The sequence below is a fragment of the Rothia nasimurium genome (assembly GCF_928381415.1).
GTDB classification, from domain to species: Bacteria; Actinomycetota; Actinomycetes; order Actinomycetales; family Micrococcaceae; genus Rothia; species Rothia nasimurium_H.
On sequence record NZ_CAKMSF010000010.1, the window covers coordinates 1 to 19,140 of the forward strand.

Here is a 19,140-nt window from a genome sequence, read left to right on the forward strand (position 1 = left end):
GCTGAGGTCTAGGCCTTGTTCTTTGGCTTGGGTGATGAGGTTTTGGGCGAGTTGGTGTTCTGTTGTCATGGTGTTATTTTCTCCTGTTGGGGTTGGGAGGGTTTACACCGTTTTCCTGACAGTCCCAAAAGGACTTCTTCAAGCAAATGACCGCCAACATTCAAGACATCCTCAATCAGACAAGATTTGTTAACCCGAAGCAAGCACGATTCGACAGGGAGTCATTCGACATTGTTATCGGCGGTAAACATAAGCGCTCGCACGGTAAAGGCTATCGCGCGTTCTACAACACCATTGTCTTCCTCGCGCTACGACGCTACTTCGCGCAACAAGCTGTCTACAAACCAGGGGTGTTCGTAATTGATACTCCAACCTTGGGCCTGGAGCATCAAAAGACAGACGGCGGGCTGGTGACTACGAGAGAACCAGAAACTGGGCGTCCGGTGACTGGTCTGCTGCGAGAGCTGTTTGACGCCATGGCTGATTCGGGACATGAAGGCCAGCTCATCATTCTCAACAATACTGATGTCACACCGACGAGTAATTTCAGCGGTGAGGGCACTATGGAGCTGCGGTTCGGTCCAGTTGATCAAGGTGCCGATCGTCCAGGGCTGCTGTTGACTATTCCTGAATAATTCTCAGGTGAATTTAGAGGGTCTCGGCAATGTTGGTACTAGTCTTGCGGCTGGTGTTGAGGTATCCTGATTGAAGGTAGGCGATCCATTGGAGGCTAAGTATTTAGAGGCATTTTGATAGGAGATAGTAGTGGTAAACCACATCGATATAGATGAGAACTTACTGCTCCATCAATACCCTAATGTTCTCCCGAAACTGCTACTAGATCGCACGACAGGTAACAATCTTCTTTGGGCGACTGAAGACTATGAGCATCTTGGCCCAGGCTATCTGCAACGGGAAGAAATTACCATCCCCAGCATCACTCGTTCAAACAGCGGTGTAATTAAACCACGCGTTTTAAAGAACCGCTTGGAGCAAACCTCCAGGACAAAAGACAAGGCCGAAGTTTTTACCCCATCATGGGTATGCAATCAACAGAATAATGCGGTGGATGAGGCGTGGTTCGGCCGGCCAGGAGTCTTTAACATTGAGCGTGAAAACGGCTGGATCTCGACTTCGGAGCCGGTAGCGTTCCCAGATTCAGCTGGCCGCACCTGGAAGCATTATGTTGATGAACGCAGGATTGAGATCACCTGTGGTGAAGCCCCGTACCTCGTAAGCAGGTATGACAGCACCACAGGTAAAGCAATTCCAGTAGAAGAAAGAATTGGATTGCTGGATCGAAAATTGCGGGTTGTCTCCGAAAACTGCGATTCAGAACAAGATTATCTCGACTGGGCGTTTAGGGCTTTTGAGAGCACTTATGGGTTCGAATACCAGGGTGACAGTCTGCTGCTGGCTCGGGAAAACGTGCTGTTCACTTTCATAGACAATGTGCGACTGAGGTTAGGGCGAGATCCATCTCCTCGTGAACTAGACAAGATCGCGCTCATTGTTTCGTGGAACCTATGGCAAATGGATGCCTACACGTCTCAGCCTCCATTCTCCATTTCAGTAAATAGCGCCTGGATGCTTGACCTAGGGATGGAACCGCCGTTGGTATCTAAGAAATGCGTAGTCCGTGACTGGCGAGCAAAGAAAACGCTTGCTTTCGAACAACTGATTCAGAACTAAGGCGGCATATCTTGAAAACACACGACGAGTCTCTTCTCGACACGATCATCGTTGGTCGTGTACAGCCACGTATTTATGCGTTTGAAACGGGCACTGTGCCTCGATACCTCAAAGTTGGCGATACTTACCGCCCACTTGCAACGCGTTTGAACGAATGGAGAAAACACTTCGCAGATCTTCGCCCGGTTGCTGACTTTGAAGCCTCAGTTAATGAGTCGGTATTCTTCCGGGATTATTCAGTGCATGATGTTCTAGAAAATGACTACGGCCGCCAACGCCTTCACCCTAGTGATATGCCAGCAGGCGTTTACTACTCGTGCGAATTTTTCAACGAAGCAACCGGTGATGACGTAAGCAATGCAGTAGAACAAATCAAGACTGCGTATCAGGAAGAATCTCCACGATTTAGCTATTACGACGCCACTACACGCCTTCCAGCAGTTCATACTTACGTCCGTGGCCCAGAGTGGAAGTTGCGCCCAAATCAAGAGGCCGCAGTTGACGCATTTGAAAACGCGGTCAAAAACCTTGAGCGAACAAACTTGCTCATGTACGCCGTTATGCGTTTTGGCAAGTCGTTTACATCCCTTGAATGCTCGAAGCGCATTGATGCAAAGCGAATTTACATCGTCTCTGCAAAAGCTGACGTCAAGGATGAGTGGAAGAAGACTGTGGAGCAGGCCGGTAACTTTGAAGGTTACCAATTTGTCTCCTCGCAGGAATTGCTCAACAATCCAGATGCTATCGAACAGATTCTAGCTAACGGCGGCGTCGCTGTAGTCTTTCTGACATTACAGGATTTGCAGGGGAAGAATCTGAAGGAAAAGCACAAATCTGTATTCTCTGAAAAAGCAGATTTACTGATTGTTGATGAGAGCCATTTTGGAGCACGAGCCGAGGAATACGGCCGTGTGTTGACGGGTGCCAGCAAGAACGCGGCTGAAGACAAGCGTGCTTTGAAAAAAGAAACCAAAGAAGAGGTTTCAGTAGAAGAAGCCACAGAAGCAGTCTCAAAGCACCTGCAGGCAAAGGTTACGCTGCATTTGTCAGGCACCCCCTACAGGATTCTGATGGGAAGTGAGTTCTCCAAAGAGGACATCATCGCTTTCGTGCAATTCTCGGATATTGTTGCTGAGCAAGAAGCCTGGGACGCTGAAAACCTAACTAAGGAACAAGACTTAAATCAGCAAGTCGAAGAATGGGAAAATCCATATTTTGGCTTCCCTCAAATGATTCGATTCGCGTTTCATCCCAACGAGTCCTCACGCAACAGAATGAAGCAACTCCAAGATGCGGGGTATTCCTTTGCGTTTTCAGGTCTCTTAGAGCCAAAATCAATCGAAAAAGATCAACAAAATGGTCTGCACAAAGCCTTCACATATGAGCGCGAGATTTTGGATTTGCTAGGAGCGATCGACGGTTCCAAAGACGATCAAAATGTTCTGGGCTTACTAGACAACGAGCGTGTCAAAGATGGAAAACTATGCCATCACATTGTAATGGTTCTCCCTTATTGTGCTTCTTGTGATGCAATGGAAGAGCTAATTCATGAACACGCAGACACATTTAAGAATCTCTCAGATTATGAAATCATCAATATTTCAGGTCACGAAGTCGCCAAGAATCACCAGACGGTTCAAGGCGTAAAGCAGGCGATTGCGAAGGCTGCCTCCGAAGGTCGCAAGACGCTCACTCTAACCGTCAACAAAATGCTCACCGGGACCACTGTCGAACAGTGGGACACGATGATTTTTTTAAAGGACACCTCATCACCTCAAGAATATGATCAGGCGATTTTCCGTCTTCAGAATCAGTGGGTTACTGAAATGGTGGATCCCGAAACAAAGCGTGTAATCAAATTCAACATGAAGCCGCAGACGCTTCTTGTGGACTTTTCCCCGAATCGCATGTTCCGCATGCAGGAACAGAAATCGCTTATATTTAATGCGAATACGGAGCAGAACGGCAATTCGAAACTTGCAGAGCGACTGAGGCGTGAGCTCGAAATATCACCGATCGTCACCATAAACAAGGACAAACTTCAAGAGGTTGAACCTGCAGACATTCTGGCGGCGATTAGCCAGTACAACGCAGAGAGGAGCATTAGTGACGAAACTAGGGATATCCCCGTTGATACCAGTCTCTTCTCAGATGAGGAACTTCTGCTTGTGCTTAGAAGGCAGTCTGAATTCGGCTCAAGAGGTGGGCTCGAAATGGCTCCTCATCAGGGTGCCGAACAAGACCTCGATGCAGAGTCAGAAGATGAAACATCTAACGGAGGTAGCCAGCATATCGGTGGACGAACTAGTCCTGATGAGTTTTCACCATCAGGCGCGAATAATGACCTCAAGAAGCTAACAAAGCAACTTCAAACCTATTATCAGCGGATACTTTTTTATGCTCTCCTTGTTAAGCAAGAAGTATCAAGCTTGGAAGGGATTTTGGAGAGTCTCCGATTTGTTGAAAACCAGAGACTTGCAAAGAATCTAGCGATTACAGAATCTGTTATTGGTAGATTACTGAAGCTTACTGACCCGTTTAAACTGGCGCAGCTCGATTATAAGATTCAAAACATTTCGCGATTAGCAAATGATGAGTCTCTTGCGCCAATGGATAGGGCAATGCGAGCGCTGAATAAGTTCACCCGCATTTCAGATTCAGAGATTCGCACACCTGACTGGCTATGTCTTGAGATATTACGTAATTTCACCAGAAAGCAAGTCGACAATATTTTTGCCACTGATGTGCCGTTTCTTGATCTATCTTCCAAGACTGGCGAATTTGCTATTGCGGCGTACCAGCATTTTGTTGAAGATATTGGATTGCCACATGAAGTAATAAGCGGCCGGCTATTCTCTATCCCAACATCAACCGTCACATACGAATTCACTCGTCGTTTTTATGAGATTTTAGATTTGGATCCGGCTTGCGTTTGTGATTCCTTGATTTCCAAGGATCTGCAGAGTGAACATGGTCAGGAGCGACTATCCGCTTGGATACGCTCATTTCCGGCAATGTCTAAGAAACTACCCGCGGAGCAAGAGATGAAGTTTGGAGCAATTGTAGGAAATCCCCCTTACCACGAGCTTGATGGTGGGGCTAGAGCTAGTGCTAAACCTATCTATCAAGACTTCATCAACTTAGCTATGAAATTGAGTCCAGAACTGATGTCGTTCGTTATTCCAACTAAATGGTTTGCCGGTGGGCGGAAAGAACTTGATGCTTTCCGCAAAATCATGCTTAGCGATGATCATATTTCTGAGCTACATGATTTTCTATCTCCCGAGCTGGTTTTCCCGGAGACAAATAATCGCGGAGGTATCTGTTATTTTCTGCGTAATAAGGCCTTTTCAGCTAATGCTGCTGGAGGCACCACAATCGTCTCACGAAAAGCGAATTCTGATCCTGTCGTTGCAAAACGTCCTCTTGATAGTTACGGTTTAGGGATTTTCTTGCGCGATAGTGTTGGGATTGGGATAGTCGAAAAAGTTAGAACTAGTGTTGGTTTTGAGCCACTTTCAAATTATGTCTCAACACGTCCAGCGTTCGGTATTCCTGGAAGTATTATTAACAACGAAGATTTTAAGGTAGGTTCAGCGCCCTCTGAAGATGAAGTCTTGTGCATTGGAAGGCGTCGGGTATCAGGTTCTATCCCTCGTGATTTGGTCGTGAAAAACGCACATTGGATTGATAACTGGAAGGTTTTCACTTCCTATTCGAACAACATCGGAACAGAGCTTCCAGATGATAACCAAAATTCGTTCGTTTCGGGTCCAGGGTCTGTATCCACAGAAACTTTGTTGTGCATCGGTGGGGATTTGAACTTATCTGAGATTGCAGCAAATAATCTGAATCGCTACCTGCGAACAAAATTTGCGAGATTCCTGCACGGAACAAGTAAGGTAAGTCATCACGGCACGCAGAAGACCTATCAGTTTGTGCCTCTTCTGAATTTTTCTACTGATTCAGAAATTGATTGGAGTTCGTCAGATTCAGATTTAGAACAAGCTTTGGCGGATTACTTTGGGCTATCCTCAGCTGACTTGGAACATATCCTGTCCTCGATTGCTGATATGAAGTAACTAGAGTCTTGGTTGGAACTTCTAATGATCAACTTGCCATTGCAATTGGATTGATATTCGAGTTCACCATTGCACGATGTTCGCGTGGTCTGACAAGTCTGGGTTCACACAAAACCAAGTGCGATAACGCCATCGTAGTGCCGGGTAGAACGGAAAGTAACCGCAGCTGAGATGCAGGCTGCTTACGATTACGTGAATACCCTTGTCATTAAGGGAAAATACGGGCATCTAGTACCTGGTGGCTGCCTGGTGATTTGTATCCTTTATGGAGTGCAAACAACCATCAAGACCGTTCCTGTGAAAGTTTCACAGGGGCGGTCTTTTTTGCTTAAGGGCAGAACTGGGGTGGGCGCTCGGGTTGAGGGTGGGTGGTGACAAGGAGGGTGTGTTAAGTCATAGAAGCTATTGACTTTCGATAGGTGGCTATTGATAATCGATACATGGATACATTTGCACGGCGAATCCTCATCGCCACACTCACCCTATTCATCGTCGTCCTCTTTCTCGGCCAGCTCCTTGTGCCCATCGCAGCCAATGAATCAGCTGAGGTCCACCCCGAGGTGCTCCACCTTGTAACCCCCTACTCAACCCTAGGAATAGCCTCCCTGCTCTGCTTTCAGCTAGCTGCCGTCCTGCTGTGCAAGCTACTGGGAAAGAGCGCCACACCCGGCTTCTGGAATGGCGCCACCCGGGCTCTTATTCAGTCGGTGGGGGCGCTCTGCGTCCTGGGCTTTGTTATCCCTGCTGGGGTGGCGATACACTTGTGCGTCACGATGAATGCCGGCGGCGTGCTCATTCTGCTTGGCCTAGTGATATCAATCCTGGCCGCAATCGGGTTTATTTGCGTCACCTGTTTAGCGGTCCGCACCTATGATAAGGCCCGCACCGAACATGAAGAATTGGAGGCCGTCATTTGATCAAGGTCAAGCTCAATGTGTTGCTTGCCGAACGGGGTATGAGCGTCAACGAATTCGCGGAGGCTGTTGGCATTACCCCAGCAAATATTGCTGTACTGAAAAACGGGCGTGCGAAAGCGATCCGCTTCACCACTCTCGAAAGCATTTGCAAGGTACTCGACTGTAGTGTGAGCGACGTTCTCGAATTCGTGGACGACGAAGGGCCAGCTAGCTTCGAGCGGTAGAGCACTGGAGAAGTAACTAGGCAGGGGACTTGACCTAAAGAGTCTTACCTCGAAGGGCCCAGGAGTTCTTTAGATCTTCAAGCCCTGTGAAACCTTGGGGCTGGGTACACCACGGATAGGACTACAGGGCGTAGAGCCGTCTCTGGTTCTCTCGCAGAACCGGGGCACAGTCCTCGCCGCGCTCAGCTGAAATGCGCTCGACAAGCCGGCGCAGGCGTCCGCCCACCTCTTGCGCAAAAAGCTGGACGTCAAGCACATCGGTAGGCTGCTCGGGTAAGTCCGTCTCTAGAAGCAGGCAGTCTGCGGGCACCTGGCGGACGTACGCCCGTCCGCGCTTGCTCTCAACCATCTGCGGATGAACCGAAATACACCCACCTGCCCTCACCAGCCGAGTCAGCTCGTCACTTGTGCCCCCAAACCTGTGAACCACCGGGATAAGAGGGGAGCTGGGCACATCAAGTTCCTCAAAAAGGTCAAGCATCGCCGTTGTTGCGCGGACGGCGTGCAAAGATAACACATAGGGCTTCTCCGCCGGTTGCCCGGCAGCAGCCTGGAGAACCGCAGTCACAAGACGGCGCAGGGCCTGAACCTGCAGGTCGGCAGGGGAGACCTCCAGGCGGCGGGGCAGAAAATCTAAACCAATCTCACCAATCAGCCGGGTGCTACTCACCTCAGCCTCAAAAATCTCAAGCTCAGCCTCAACCTGGGCAGGCGAGGTAACCCACCAGGGATGAAAACCAAGAGATAATAGGGGGCCAGCTGGATCAGTCACCTGCCGAAGTTGCCGGTAGGCTGAGGGCTTCAGGGTCTGGGCAACTACCTGGACGCCATGGTCCCGCAGCGCCTCGTCAAAGACTGGACGAAGCGCCGGGGCCAGGAAGTCATAGTGAAAATGGGTATCAAGCAGCATACTAGCGGGGCCGAGGCAGGTGCTGAGCCGCAGCGTCCTTCTCTCCCATCTGGGAACCAAGATAGGGAGGCGCCGGAATCTCTTCCATACCGGCCAGCTGGCGAATCACCTTACCCGCCAACATCTGCCCCATAATCGGGGGCATGTAGCTCATCGACCCCAAAGTCTCACCCTTAGCCTTTGCTCCGGGGGCCTTCTCCACCTTGAAGGGCAACTCAGTGGAAAAGAGCACCTCAAGCCCGTAAATCTGGCGCTTGCGGCACTCGGCGCGAACTACCTTCGACATAGAACAGTTGTAGGTGCGGCGGATATTAGCGAACTGCAGCATGGTCGGGTCAAGACGGTTCGCCGCGCCCATGGATGCCACCAGGTTCAGGCCCCGCTCAGCAGCCCACTGGTAGACAGCCAGCTTCTGAGTGATGGTGTCGATGCAGTCAATGACGTAGTCAGGGCGGGGAAACTTATCCAGGGTCTCAGCCAGGTTATCGGGGGTGAGGAAGACCCGCTCAGCGGTGACGGTGCAGTCGGGCTGGATCTCCTTAATCATGCCCTCCATGACCTCGGCCTTAACCTTGCCCAGGGTGGAGGTAAAGGCCAGAGCCTGCCGGTTGATGTTGCTTTCCTCCACGACGTCGCGGTCCAACACAATCAGGTTGCCCACACCGCCGCGGGCCAGAGCCTCAGCGCAGGCAGAACCAACGCCGCCAAGACCCAGCACCATGACGGTGGCGTCCTGAAGTTTCTGCAGGCCCTCGTTCTTAAAAAGTAGCCTCAACCGGGCAAAACGTTCGCTCTCAACACCCACGGGGTCTCCTCGAAAAGTCAGTGTGTCTAACCTGGTCATTATGCCATACGGGCGGGAGCAGGGCGTGTGCCTGATGGGTTGAGGTCTTGAGCAGCAGTTAACCCAGTCGGTAGGATTGAGGTATGACCACCAACCAATCATCTGTTGTTCAAGCTGACGTGGAACAGGTGACAGCTGTAGACCTCGCCGATGAATACGCTAGAGCTCATCGGGAATGGGTAGAGTCCGGTGAAGAAGATGTGTGGGGTCAGACTTCAGGAGACGGCCTTGTATGAGACAGAGCGACGTCTGTGAATACTAGATTTATTGCTTCGTTTCAGGTGCTCTTGGCCCAGGACGAAACCGGCCTATCTGCCGACTCAAAAGCCCAAACAGAACTTATAAGAACAGTATCTGTGGATCGGATTGGCAACTATATTGGTACCTTATCGAGAAATAAAGTTTGGGAACTAGATGAGGCTTTGAAAGTTCATTTGAATCTGTAAGCAGCCAAATCAGGGTAGAGGTATTGGTATTTGAAAACAGGTAGTGCACGTTTCTCGGAGGAACTTTAGTGACGATTTATCACATAGCTTTGCCCGAAGAATGGGAACAAGCGCAGAAACTTAAGGTGTGGGTTCATTCTACGCGTGGAGTGAGTATCAACGAGCAGGGATTCTTGTATGCTTGCGCGGATATGGATCAGGTAAAGCGAGTTTCAGACTTCATCTATGGTGACAGGCCAGATATTCTCGTCCTTGAAATCGACCCCCGTAAATTAGAGTCTGCTGGGTTCACTGTTCGATGGGAACCAGCAGACCCTTCTAATCCTAGTTCCGAGTTGTTTCCGCATGTTTATGGAGGACACCTACCCCTGTACCTGTTCAAAGTTCTCCATCGCAAGTAGGTAGTACAAGCACATCCAAAGATTGGTGGTACGCGAAAGTGCGTCATATCGCTGAGCGTGCACATGGCAGGTGCACGCTCAGCGATATGACGCACTTTCGTCAGATAGGCAACGTAGCCTAAGGCGAACCAAGGGTAAAAAGGGCGATTCAGCATCAACTACTTAGGTCTATTTGAGGCGGCATGATGCTGTTAAGATAAAAACGTACCGGGCAAATCTGCCCGGTACGTTCAAAATCAAATAGAGGAGGTTTAGAAGTGGTAACGACACTTCTGAACCTAGTTCTGATTCTAGCTGCGCTGGTAGCGATTGTCGACAGCCTTAGTATTTGTTAGTTCTTGGGCACGGGCGGGCCCGCCAGCAGGAGCACCACGAAGAGCAGAACCACGAAAGCAAGTAGCAGGACGCTGGCCAGGGCGGGCTTGGCCAGGACCCAGGCCTGGGCTTTCTCGAGAAGGCCGGACGGCGCCGCCCCGCCAGGTGCCAGACGCCAGCCCCCGCGCAAAAGGCCCCGCTTCTCCAAGAAAATCTCAAAAGGAACGGTCGCAAAGGGAATCACCGATAGGAGCAGGCCGGTCACACCCACGGGGGCCTTCCACTGCTGGTTGACCCAGGTAAAGACCGTCACTACGCAGTAGCTTAGAAAAACAAACCCGTGAATACCACCGGCAATCGGCACAATATTGGTCACGCCGGTACCCCGCAGAACCAGGGCCGTAATTAACAGGGCCCAGGTGATCATCTCAGCGGTGGCAAACGTACGGAAAAGTGCCCGAGGGGTGGGCTTAGAATCTGGTCGCATGGGGCCTTTCAGAGTGAATGGAAGATAGACAGCAAAGGGTTTATCACCGCTACCTACTGTACAGGTTTACCGCAGGTGGGGGCAGGGTACTAAGCTTGGGATCATGACCCACAAGATTTTTGACATGCCCCTGGCTGAGGTCTGGCCCCACTACCTGGCCAAGGTAGAGCGTAAGGGGCAAGATGTCGCCCTGGTTGAGACAGTCACCTGCTGGCTGACCGGCTATAGCCCAGCTGAGCTTGCAGACCACCTTGAGGGGCGGACGTCCTTTCGCGACTTCTTCGCCGCAGCCCAGCTCAATCCCGCCGCCAGCCTGATTACCGGCTCTATTTGCGGGTACAAGGTGCAAGAGATCGAAGACCCCCTCATGCAGCAGATTCGCTACCTCGATAAACTCGTTGACGAGGTAGCGAAGGGGCGTCCGCTCGAAAAAATCCTGCGAACCCTACCCTAATCTTGCTGAGGGGCCAGTACCAGCGCCTCGCCCAGCGCCTTATCTACGATGGGCAGGGCCTGCTCGTAGTTTGCAAAGGCGGTGGCGGCGTCCGAAATTTTACCCTCAGCATCATACATATCGCGGCTCAACTTGATATTCACCGCCGCGGGCACCAGCACCAGGCCGTAGTTCGGGCAGATCAGCTCAAACTGTGCAGCCGACTTGAGGCCCGCCCCAAAACCATAGGACACCACCGCAACCGGCTTGCCCTTCCATTCAGCAAACAGGTAGTCCATGGCATTCTTCAACACAGCCGGCAAACCACCGTTGTATTCAGGCAGGGCCACCACAAAACCGTCAAACCCAGAAACCAGCTCAGACCAGTCACGAGTGTGCTGGTGCTGGTAGGGAACCCCCGACTTGGGTGAGGCAGGCTCGTCGAAGAAGGGCAGATTCTGCTCTGCCAAATCAATCATCTCGTAGGTGCGATTGCCCAGAGCCGTCAGACGCTCCTGCGCCCAAGCGCCGACCACAGGGCTGATGCGGGTAGGGCGGGTAGAACCAAGAATAATGCCGATACGAGCCATGAAAACTCCTCAAACTAGATAGGGCGATTTACCCTAGTCTACGGCGCACAGGCCCGTTGAGGAGCAGCGGGCGCCGTGTGGGTTACCATAGCGAGAAAGACCACCCACGAAAGGCCCCCATGACCACCATCGTCCTCTTCCATCACGCTGCGGGGCTGACGGATGGCGTCCTTGCCCTCGCTGACCGCCTGGCTCAACCCGGGCACCTGGTGCTCACCCCGGATCTCTACGACGGGCACCGCTTCACCACAATCGACGAGGGCATGGCCTTCTACCAGCAGCTCACCCACGAGCAGGTACTGTCCCGCGCGCAGGATGCCCTAGCGGCACTCACCGGGCCCTTCGTGGTGGCCGGGGTATCTCTCGGGGCCATGGTCGCCCAGACCCTGGCTCAGACGGACGCCCGCGTCCAGGGCCTGCTTGCCCTTGAAGGTTTCGTTGACCCCAGCTACCTGCCCGGTGCCCTGCCGGATTCTTTTCCGGTAGCAATTCACGGCGGGGACGCAGATACCTGGTTCGCTGAGGACGCCCCGGCCGCGCTGGACTACACCCGGGTATCGGCCACCGCCCAGTATGACCGCTACGAGGGAGCCGACCACCTCTTTACCGATGCCAGCTGGCCCACCTATGTGCCCGAGCAGGCTAACCTGGTGGTTGAGCGGGCCCTGGCCTGGCTAGCTACCTTGCCCGATCACGCCCGAGAGGGCTTTAGTCTGCCCGCAGCAGATACGGTAGGGGAGTATGGGAACCCCGGTCCGCTCAGAAATCAGTTGGTAAAAGCGCTCGTTAGTGGTCAGAAGACGGCAACCTCTTCCCTGCATCGGCACTATTTAGATGCGGGTGAGGCACTGCCCACCGTTGGTCAGACGGAACTGGTGGTTGATTCTGCGGGTAGGCCAGTCTGCCTACTCGAAACTAGTCGGGTAGATGTGGTGCGAGCCCAGGACGTTACCGATGACTTCGTTCGGGCCGAAGGTGAAGGCTTTGACACCTGGGATGAATGGTGGGGCGCCCACCGGAGTTTCTGGTCAGAGGGAGATGAGGGCATACTCGTAACTCCTGAAGACCTGGTGGTTTGCCAGTGGCTTAGGCTCATAGCCCTATAAAGGGCATGGTGGTTCAAAAGAGGTCGTCGTGTGTTCCTGTTCGTAGGAAATAGGCGTGAGTTTTGCTTGTTCTCCAGATTAGAAGCCAGTCACCGGCATTTGCCACGTGGCATTCTTTTGCGCCTGCCCAGTTACCTTTCAGAGTGTGCATTCGGTGGCGACGTCGCAGTTCTTCCATGGAATCCGGTGAATTTTCCAAAATCAGCTCAGTGACAGATTTCAGATGCTCAAGATTAACCCGTTTTTTCTGAAGCTTTTTAATATCTCGTGCGAAAGCTGGCGTGTATTCGGGTAGAAGCACGATTAGATTCCTAGGTCATTAAACATGTCCTGGGCATTCTTAAATCTGCTGGTGCCCTCCTTTTCCATCGTCAGTGAATCAGAGATGGCTTCTTGGGTTTCTGCGTTTGGCTGGGGGTATTCCAGGGTAAGCGGTATGCGCTGCTCGCGTACTACCTGGCGGTAGAAGGCGCGGGTGATGGACGATAGGTCTAACCCAAAGTCTTCGGCAATACGGGCTGCTTCGCGCTTGGTTGCTTCGTCAACTCGCACAGTTACAGTCGATGTTGTCATACAAATACGCTCCTTTGTCGTACAACCAGTCTATGCCCTCCATGCCCAGTCGGGAACCCTAGTGCCCTGAGAAGACCATGAGGGCAGCCACCAGAATGAAGAGGGACCCAAAGACCCGGTTCAGGATTCTCTGCCCTCGCTCAGAATGGGACAGCTTGGTCAGGGATTTGGCAACCACAGCGAAACCACCCCACATGACCACTATGTCTATGACAACCATGGTGCCAGCCAGAATCAGGTACTGGGGTAGCTGCGGGGCGTCGGGCCGCACGAACTGGGGCATAAAAGCCAGAATAAAAACAATGGCCTTGGGGTTGGACATATTCACCCAGAAGCCCCGATTAAAAAGAGCCAGGGGAGTACCCGGGGCCAGGCGCCTGCTCACGCGGGTGCGGCGTCCTTGCCCCTGCGGAGCGGACGCACCCGCCCCGCTTTCTGCCTCGTCGCGGGCTTGCTGCGGGGTTTCAGGGCGGGCAAGAATCATGCGTAACCCGAGGTAAACCAGGTAGGCAGCCCCACCGTAGCGAATTACATCGAAAAGTACCGGCGAATTAGCGACCACTACGCCCAGACCAGCGGCCACAATGGCGATCTGAACTACCAGGGCCAGTTGCTGCCCCATGACCGTGAAAAAGGCCTTCTTCCAGCCGTGCAGCAGGGAGGTCGTCATGGTGTTCACCGCACCTGCTCCCGGGGTTAAAGAAATCACCATGCAGGCAGCGACGAGGGAAAGCCAAAGGGTAAGGGTCATAGCTCCTCATAGTAGCGAAAACCCTACAGCACAGAGAAGGCTGCTTCACACAGTGAATTCCGGGGCAAGAACTCTGAACCCTGCCGTACCTCAGTAAACTAAAACTCATGAACACCCACCAGCAGCGCCGCGTCCTCTGGGCCCTGGCCCTCACCCAGGTCTTTGGCACTATCGGCGTAGGGGCAGCCCCCTCCATCGGCGTGCTCCTGGCCAGCGAGGTCACCCAGAACGAGGCACTGGCAGGGATTGCCCGTACCGCCTCCACCTTCGGGGCCGCCCTCTTCGGCATACCGCTAGCCAACCTCGCAGCCCGCACCAGCCGCCGCACCGCCCTCACCACCGGCTGGGCCACCGCAAGCATCGGCGCCACCCTGCTGGCCTTCGCCGCCTCCACCACCAGCATCACCCTGGTAGCCCTGGGCTTACTCCTCATGGGGGCAGGCTCCGCCGCCGCCCTCCAAGCCCGCTTCGCAGCGACCGACCACGCCACCGACGCCAACCGCGGTTCAGCCCTCAGCTTCATCGTCTGGGTAGGTACCATAGGCTCCATCCTCGGCCCTAACATTGGCACCCCGGCCGCCGCGCTCGCGCCATCCCTGGGCACGAACCTCTACAGTGCAGCCTTTGCCCTGGCGGCGATCGCTATGGCCGCCGCGACCCTGCTAGTCTTCACACTTCTACCTGGTACAGGCAAGGACGCCGCCCCCGGCCTACCCGGGGCAGGGCGGGAGGAGCGGGCGTCCGCCCCGAAGAAGCCCACCCTGGGCACTAAAATCGGGGCCTTTACCCGCGAAATTGCGGGCAACCGGCAGGCTCGGACTGCTGCCATCAGCCTGCTGTGTGCGCATATGGTGATGGTGTCGGTGATGACCATGACCCCGGTCCATATGAACCACCAGGGTGCCGGTATCGAAATTATCGGCCTGACTATCAGCCTGCATGTGCTGGGCATGTACGGGCTCTCACCCCTGATGGGGCTGGGCGCAGACCGGCTGGGGGAGCGCACCATGATACTCATCGGCACCGCCCTGCTCTTAGCAGCGGTAGCCCTTGGTGCCCTTGCCCCGCACCAGGCAACTGCCATGGTGGTTAGCCTAATCCTGCTCGGGGTGGGCTGGTCGGCAACCTTTGTTGCGGCCTCCGCTCTCTTTGCGGCGTCCTTGCCGGCTGAAAGCCGCACTCGGGCAGCCGGTGGCCTGGACTCTCTCACCAACCTGGGCGCGGCAACCGCTGCCCTGGCTTCGGGATTTATTATGGCAGCGACATCCTTCCCGGCCCTGGCCTGCATTTCGGCCCTGGCCTTGCTGCCCTCATTCGTTCTCAACCGGTCGGTCTCTGGGCGGGGCCGGTAGCAGCGAGGGACGGGCGATGAGCCCGCTAGCGGGTCAGCAGCTTGTGGAGCTTGCGCACCGCGATTCGACCAGCCCGGTTAGCCCCCACCGTCGATTGGCTGGGGCCGTAACCGATGAGGTGTAAACGGGGCTGGGTGGCTACCTGCGTACCGTCCATCTGAATAGCGCCCAGCTCGTTGCGCAGACCCAGCGGGTCAAGGTGTGCGAGCGCCGGTTTAAACCCGGTAGCCCACAGGATAGCGTCAAGGTCGGTGTGGCTGCCGTCAGCCTCAATCACGCCGGTTGCGTCGATGCTGCCGAACATGGGGCGGCGGTTCAGGGCGCCGCGGGCTTTGGCGGCCCTGGCGTAGGGCGTCCACCCCAGGCCGGTGTAGCTGACGACTGACCCGGTGGGGATCCCGGCCTCAGCGTCGGCGGTGACGCGGGCTACCACGTCGCGCCCGTACTCGGTGTTGAACTCGGTTTTGCGGAAGACCGGTTCGCGCCGGGTGTACCAGAAGGTGGTGGCAACCCGCGAGATTTCCTCTAGTTGCTGCACCGCTGAGATACCGCCGCCCACAATCGCGACCCGCTGGCCGGTGAAGTCCTCGAGCCGCAGGTAGTCGCGGGTGTGAAGTTGCCGCCCCTGAAAGGACGCCTGCCCCGGGTAGGCGGGCAAGATGGGGTTATTCCAGGTGCCGGTGGCATTGATGATTGCTGCTGCCTGCCAGGTGCCGTTGGTGGTGGCGAGTTCGAAGGGGAGGCCGGGGTTGCCGGTTGCGGTAACGGCAAGGACGGCGACCGGCCGGGCGATAGCCAGTTCTTGGGCTGCCTCAAAGTCGGCGAAATAGGAGGGGATAGCCCGTTTGCTGGGCTCGGTCAGCTCTACACGGGGCCGGGGAAAGTCAGGGAGATCAAAGATGTTGTTGACGGTGGCCATGGTCAGAGAATCCCAGCGGTGGCGCCAGGCGCCGCCGGGCCCTTCAGCTGCATCGAAGGTGATGTAGGTGAGTGGGGCTGTGGGGTGGGTCAGGGCATTGGCGTAGCCGCGCTGGGCTAGGTGGTAGCTGGCCGATAGGCCGGCCTGTCCGCCGCCGATTACGATGACGGTGGCCTGGCGGATCATATGATTCATAGGTGCTCTTCCCCCTGAATGGCGATAGCGTGCGGGCTGGTCAGCATAGTCTGTCTCAACCCGCAGGGTGGTGGGCTACGTGAAGTAAGTAAGGCGTTACAGTTCTAAAAACTCATCCAGGGGCATGCTGGCAATGAGGTGCGGTGTGCCCGAGCCATCGGGAGCGAAGATGAGGGTCCAGCCTGCGTCTGGATAGAAACCGTAGGCTTTATCGAATTTACCCTGGTGGGAAAAAAGGACGGTGTTGGTTCCCGCAGGTGGGGGAGTGACGGTGCGGTTACGCAGGCCCTGGAGTGAGGCTTCAAGTTCTTGGTCATCGGTGAAGTTGAGGGAACCGGTTAGGTCACGGTTGATTTCAACCGGCACGTCCATGGCCTGATCAGCGTGCTGGTAGACAAAATAGTATTCGCTGGAGAGGGCGCTAGAAACCGGGATCCCTAACTCCTCATATTTTGCCGCAAGCTCGCTCATGCGCTCGATGCTGGACTCGGAAATGCGCTGACCGTCATCGATGAAACCTTCAGGTGCTGGTGAGGGATTGGACGGGCGCATCGCCCCGGTGTACCGGTGCACAATCACGAGCCCTCCTTCAGCAAGCTGCTGGGCAAGATCGCTAGGTGTTTCTGGTGATGTATCGCCCAGGTTATCGCTGGTGGCTGTAACAAGTTCGGTGTCAGCCGAGCTGGTCGCGGTGTCTGTGTTACTCTCTGGTGAGCGATTTGAGGTGGCCGTAGTGCTGCTCTGGCTCTGTGCTGTACCGGTGGGTTCTGCTGCCTGCGGTGAACTGCAGGCCACCAGTGTCAGCAGGGCCAGGGTTGCTATTGCTGGTTTGATGGGTTTCATCTCTTCTCCTTTGAAGATACGTGCTGAAACCCAGTCTAAAACTCAATTACTTTCAATATCAAGTAATATGACATTGGGTGAGACGCAGCTCCGTGAATAGCAGCGCATGCCGTACGATATAACAATCACGTAGCGGCATCGCCCGGTGGCAAGGACGCCACCACCGCCCCACCTGCCCCAGGGCAGGGGAGCTGGTAGGGGCATCCGCACCGTTTACCGCACAGCACCAGAAAGAACCTCACCATGGCCCAGTTTGCCCCGCAGCCCTCCATCACCCTACGTTTTCTCGCAGCACCCACCGACGTCATCATCGCAGGCTCAGCCGGCGTACACGGCGGACGCGTGCTTGAATGGATCGACAAGGCCGCCTACGCCTGTGCCGCCGGCTGGTCGGGCACCTACTGCGTCACCGCCTATGTGGGGCATATTCACTTCACCCGCCCCATCCCCTCGGGGCACATGGTCGAGGTGCGCTCCCGCATTGTCTACACCGGCCGCTCCACCATGCATATCGTTAACGAAGTGCTCTCCGCTGACCCCAGGGACGGCAACTTCACCCGCGCCTGCGACTGCCTGGTCATCTTCGTTGCCATGGGCGAAGACCGCAAACCTACCCCTGTTACTCCTTACGTGCCCGTGACCGACGAGGAGAAGCGGGTGCAGCAGGCGGCGCTCTCTCGCGTGGAACTCCGCAAGGCCATTGAAGCCGAAATGACTTCTCAGACCTACACGAGCGCGTCCACCGCACCCGAAGTCACCCACCGCTTCCTGGCTAAGCCCACCGACGTGAACTGGGGTGGGAATGTGCACGGTGGCACCGCCATGGAATGGATTGACGAAGCAGCCACCAGCGTCACTATGGCCTGGAGCGGCGAGCGCACTGTCGCTGTTTACGCCGGTGGAATTCGCTTCTACCAGCCGGTGCATATCGGGGACCTGGTGGAAGTGACCGCCCGCCTGGTACGTACCGATGCGCGTTCCATGGGTGTGATGGTGCACCTGCGCGCCGGTAACCCGAGGGAACGCCACGACCAGCTACCCCTGGCGATTCACGCGGCCATGACCTACATGGCAACCGATCTTGACGGCCAGCCCCTACCGGCCCGCCCCTTTACGCCCACTACCGATGAAGATAGGGCCCTTCACGCCCACGTGGCCCGCCTGCGAGCCCTGCGCGCTGAATACGAGCCCATGCCCCTGGTGGCACCCCAGCAGGCAACCGTTAAGATGACCGACTAAAACACAAAGGGGCCCCGCACCTTCCCGGTGCGGGGCCCCTTGTCGTTGGGGGCGGCGGGGTTTATTCGATGCCGCAGTTGACGGCGTCCAGGCCCAGGTCGAACACAACCTCGTTCAGGGCAGACTCAAAGGTAGCTGCATCAGAGGCATTGACAGCATCGATAGCGGTGGTCAGCGAAGCCCGCATCTCTTCGGTAGGAGCGTTGTCACGAAGCTTGGTCAGCGAGGCCAGGTAACCATCTAAGGTGGTGGCATCCTGCTGGATACCATCAGAGGCAACCAGGAACTCATCGAGAGCAACACAGTAGGGGGAGGCGGGGTCAAGGGCAGCGGTGGTCGCTGCATCGGAGGCCAGGGCGGACGCCTCGTCGGCAGCTGCCGATGCCTCTTCACTCACCTCTTCGGTAGCCAGGGCGCTAGCAGAGGACGAGCTTGCAACGGCAGCCGATGACTCGTAGGCAGCTGCGGACTTGGCAACCTCGTTGAGCCCAGCAAGCATGAGAATAGCGAAGATGATGCCGCTGATCAGGCTGATGAAGCCCACGACGATACCGGCAATGGCCAGGCCGCGGCCCTTCTCGCCGGTTCGCTTAATCTGATTGAGGGCAACAAAGCCAAGCACGATACCGACGATGTTCACCAGGAAACCAAAAACGAGGCTAAGAATCGCCAGGGTGTTGGTCTTCTCGGTCTGGGGTGCCTGCTGCTGGTAGGGGTTGGTGTTGTAGTTGGGGGCGGGGTAGGAGGAAGGCGTCTGTTCGCTCATGTCAATCTACTCGTTTCAGGTGTGTGGTGTGGGCAGGGCCTGGGCGCCCTACTCC

At 55.1% G+C, this 19,140-nt stretch carries 21 protein-coding genes; 11 read left to right on the forward strand and 10 right to left on the reverse strand.

What is annotated here, in order from left to right; all coding sequences use genetic code 11:
• Positions 1-146 precede the first annotated feature (146 nt).
• The 5 genes from L7A20_RS11055 to L7A20_RS11075 all read left to right on the forward strand — a co-directional run bounded on the left by L7A20_RS11055 (position 147) and on the right by L7A20_RS11075 (position 6,915).
• Positions 147-635 carry a hypothetical protein gene (locus L7A20_RS11055; RefSeq protein ID WP_237223571.1) on the forward strand — a complete coding sequence of 163 codons (489 nt, stop codon included), beginning with the start codon at positions 147-149 and terminating at the stop codon, positions 633-635.
• Positions 636-765: 130 nt separating this feature from the next.
• Positions 766-1,692: a hypothetical protein gene (locus L7A20_RS11060; protein WP_237223572.1), complete on the forward strand. Its 927-nt coding sequence runs from the start codon at positions 766-768 to the stop codon at positions 1,690-1,692.
• Between the two features lie 11 nt (positions 1,693-1,703).
• The gene (locus L7A20_RS11065; RefSeq protein ID WP_237223573.1) at positions 1,704-5,774 is read left to right on the forward strand and encodes an Eco57I restriction-modification methylase domain-containing protein; all 4,071 of its coding nucleotides are present in this window, start codon (positions 1,704-1,706) and stop codon (positions 5,772-5,774) included.
• Between the two features lie 440 nt (positions 5,775-6,214).
• A complete protein-coding gene (locus L7A20_RS11070) occupies positions 6,215-6,691 on the forward strand; it encodes a DUF2975 domain-containing protein (RefSeq protein ID WP_237223574.1) in 477 nt (158 codons plus the stop codon).
• Positions 6,688-6,915 (forward strand): helix-turn-helix domain-containing protein, encoded by a 228-nt coding sequence (locus tag L7A20_RS11075; RefSeq protein WP_272878551.1) that lies wholly within the window; start codon positions 6,688-6,690, stop codon positions 6,913-6,915. Before L7A20_RS11070 ends, L7A20_RS11075 begins: the two co-directional genes overlap by 4 nt.
• 121 nt (positions 6,916-7,036) lie before the next feature.
• Here L7A20_RS11075 and L7A20_RS11080 read toward each other — a convergent pair whose 3' ends face one another.
• Entirely contained in the window at positions 7,037-7,825 is a 789-nt protein-coding gene (locus tag L7A20_RS11080) for a TatD family hydrolase (RefSeq protein ID WP_237223575.1), read from the reverse strand.
• 1 nt (position 7,826) lies between these two features.
• Positions 7,827-8,630, reverse strand: a complete 804-nt coding sequence (locus tag L7A20_RS11085) for a tRNA threonylcarbamoyladenosine dehydratase (protein WP_237223576.1) — start codon at positions 8,628-8,630, stop codon at positions 7,827-7,829.
• A gap of 290 nt (positions 8,631-8,920) precedes the next feature.
• Between L7A20_RS11085 and L7A20_RS12130 the strand changes: the two genes are divergently transcribed.
• Positions 8,921-9,115 (forward strand): type II toxin-antitoxin system PemK/MazF family toxin, encoded by a 195-nt coding sequence (locus L7A20_RS12130; RefSeq protein ID WP_423817440.1) that lies wholly within the window; start codon positions 8,921-8,923, stop codon positions 9,113-9,115.
• Positions 9,116-9,183: 68 nt separating this feature from the next.
• On the forward strand, positions 9,184-9,516 hold the full coding sequence (locus tag L7A20_RS12135; RefSeq protein WP_423817441.1) for a DUF952 domain-containing protein: 333 nt from the start codon (positions 9,184-9,186) through the stop codon (positions 9,514-9,516).
• Between the two features lie 331 nt (positions 9,517-9,847).
• On the opposite strand, the gene L7A20_RS11090 is transcribed toward L7A20_RS12135, so the two are convergent.
• Positions 9,848-10,318 (reverse strand): DUF3817 domain-containing protein, encoded by a 471-nt coding sequence (locus tag L7A20_RS11090; RefSeq protein ID WP_237223577.1) that lies wholly within the window; start codon positions 10,316-10,318, stop codon positions 9,848-9,850.
• 103 nt (positions 10,319-10,421) lie between these two features.
• Between L7A20_RS11090 and L7A20_RS11095 the strand changes: the two genes are divergently transcribed.
• On the forward strand, positions 10,422-10,772 hold the full coding sequence (locus tag L7A20_RS11095; protein ID WP_237223578.1) for a DUF2200 domain-containing protein: 351 nt from the start codon (positions 10,422-10,424) through the stop codon (positions 10,770-10,772).
• On the opposite strand, the gene L7A20_RS11100 is transcribed toward L7A20_RS11095, so the two are convergent.
• The gene (locus L7A20_RS11100) at positions 10,769-11,341 is read right to left on the reverse strand and encodes an NADPH-dependent FMN reductase (RefSeq protein ID WP_237223579.1); all 573 of its coding nucleotides are present in this window, start codon (positions 11,339-11,341) and stop codon (positions 10,769-10,771) included. The genes L7A20_RS11095 and L7A20_RS11100 overlap by 4 nt on opposite strands.
• 77 nt (positions 11,342-11,418) lie before the next feature.
• Here L7A20_RS11100 and L7A20_RS11105 point away from each other — a divergent pair, with 77 nt between their 5' ends.
• Complete coding sequence (locus L7A20_RS11105; protein WP_272879229.1) at positions 11,419-12,447, forward strand: dienelactone hydrolase family protein; 1,029 nt, start codon at positions 11,419-11,421, stop codon at positions 12,445-12,447.
• A gap of 13 nt (positions 12,448-12,460) precedes the next feature.
• Here the strand turns inward: L7A20_RS11105 and L7A20_RS12140 are convergent, their stop codons facing one another.
• Genes L7A20_RS12140 through L7A20_RS11115 form a run of 3 tightly spaced genes read right to left on the reverse strand, consistent with a single transcriptional unit; the run spans position 12,461 to position 13,771 of the window.
• A complete protein-coding gene (locus L7A20_RS12140; protein ID WP_237193952.1) occupies positions 12,461-12,748 on the reverse strand; it encodes a type II toxin-antitoxin system YafQ family toxin in 288 nt (95 codons plus the stop codon).
• Positions 12,749-12,750: 2 nt separating this feature from the next.
• Positions 12,751-13,020 (reverse strand): type II toxin-antitoxin system RelB/DinJ family antitoxin, encoded by a 270-nt coding sequence (locus L7A20_RS11110; RefSeq protein WP_237186177.1) that lies wholly within the window; start codon positions 13,018-13,020, stop codon positions 12,751-12,753.
• A gap of 58 nt (positions 13,021-13,078) precedes the next feature.
• A complete protein-coding gene (locus tag L7A20_RS11115; RefSeq protein WP_237223581.1) occupies positions 13,079-13,771 on the reverse strand; it encodes a LysE family transporter in 693 nt (230 codons plus the stop codon).
• A gap of 107 nt (positions 13,772-13,878) precedes the next feature.
• Between L7A20_RS11115 and L7A20_RS11120 the strand changes: the two genes are divergently transcribed.
• On the forward strand, positions 13,879-15,123 hold the full coding sequence (locus L7A20_RS11120; protein ID WP_237223582.1) for an MFS transporter: 1,245 nt from the start codon (positions 13,879-13,881) through the stop codon (positions 15,121-15,123).
• A 25-nt stretch (positions 15,124-15,148) separates the two neighbouring features.
• On the opposite strand, the gene L7A20_RS11125 is transcribed toward L7A20_RS11120, so the two are convergent.
• Positions 15,149-16,237: an NAD(P)-binding domain-containing protein gene (locus L7A20_RS11125; protein WP_237223583.1), complete on the reverse strand. Its 1,089-nt coding sequence runs from the start codon at positions 16,235-16,237 to the stop codon at positions 15,149-15,151.
• Positions 16,238-16,333: 96 nt separating this feature from the next.
• Positions 16,334-17,080 (reverse strand): hypothetical protein, encoded by a 747-nt coding sequence (locus L7A20_RS11130; protein WP_237210465.1) that lies wholly within the window; start codon positions 17,078-17,080, stop codon positions 16,334-16,336.
• Positions 17,081-17,323: 243 nt separating this feature from the next.
• Here L7A20_RS11130 and L7A20_RS11135 point away from each other — a divergent pair, with 243 nt between their 5' ends.
• The gene (locus tag L7A20_RS11135; RefSeq protein WP_237223584.1) at positions 17,324-18,319 is read left to right on the forward strand and encodes an acyl-CoA thioesterase; all 996 of its coding nucleotides are present in this window, start codon (positions 17,324-17,326) and stop codon (positions 18,317-18,319) included.
• 61 nt (positions 18,320-18,380) lie between these two features.
• On the opposite strand, the gene L7A20_RS11140 is transcribed toward L7A20_RS11135, so the two are convergent.
• Positions 18,381-19,085 carry a DUF4190 domain-containing protein gene (locus L7A20_RS11140; protein ID WP_237193939.1) on the reverse strand — a complete coding sequence of 235 codons (705 nt, stop codon included), beginning with the start codon at positions 19,083-19,085 and terminating at the stop codon, positions 18,381-18,383.
• Positions 19,086-19,140: the final 55 nt, after the last annotated feature.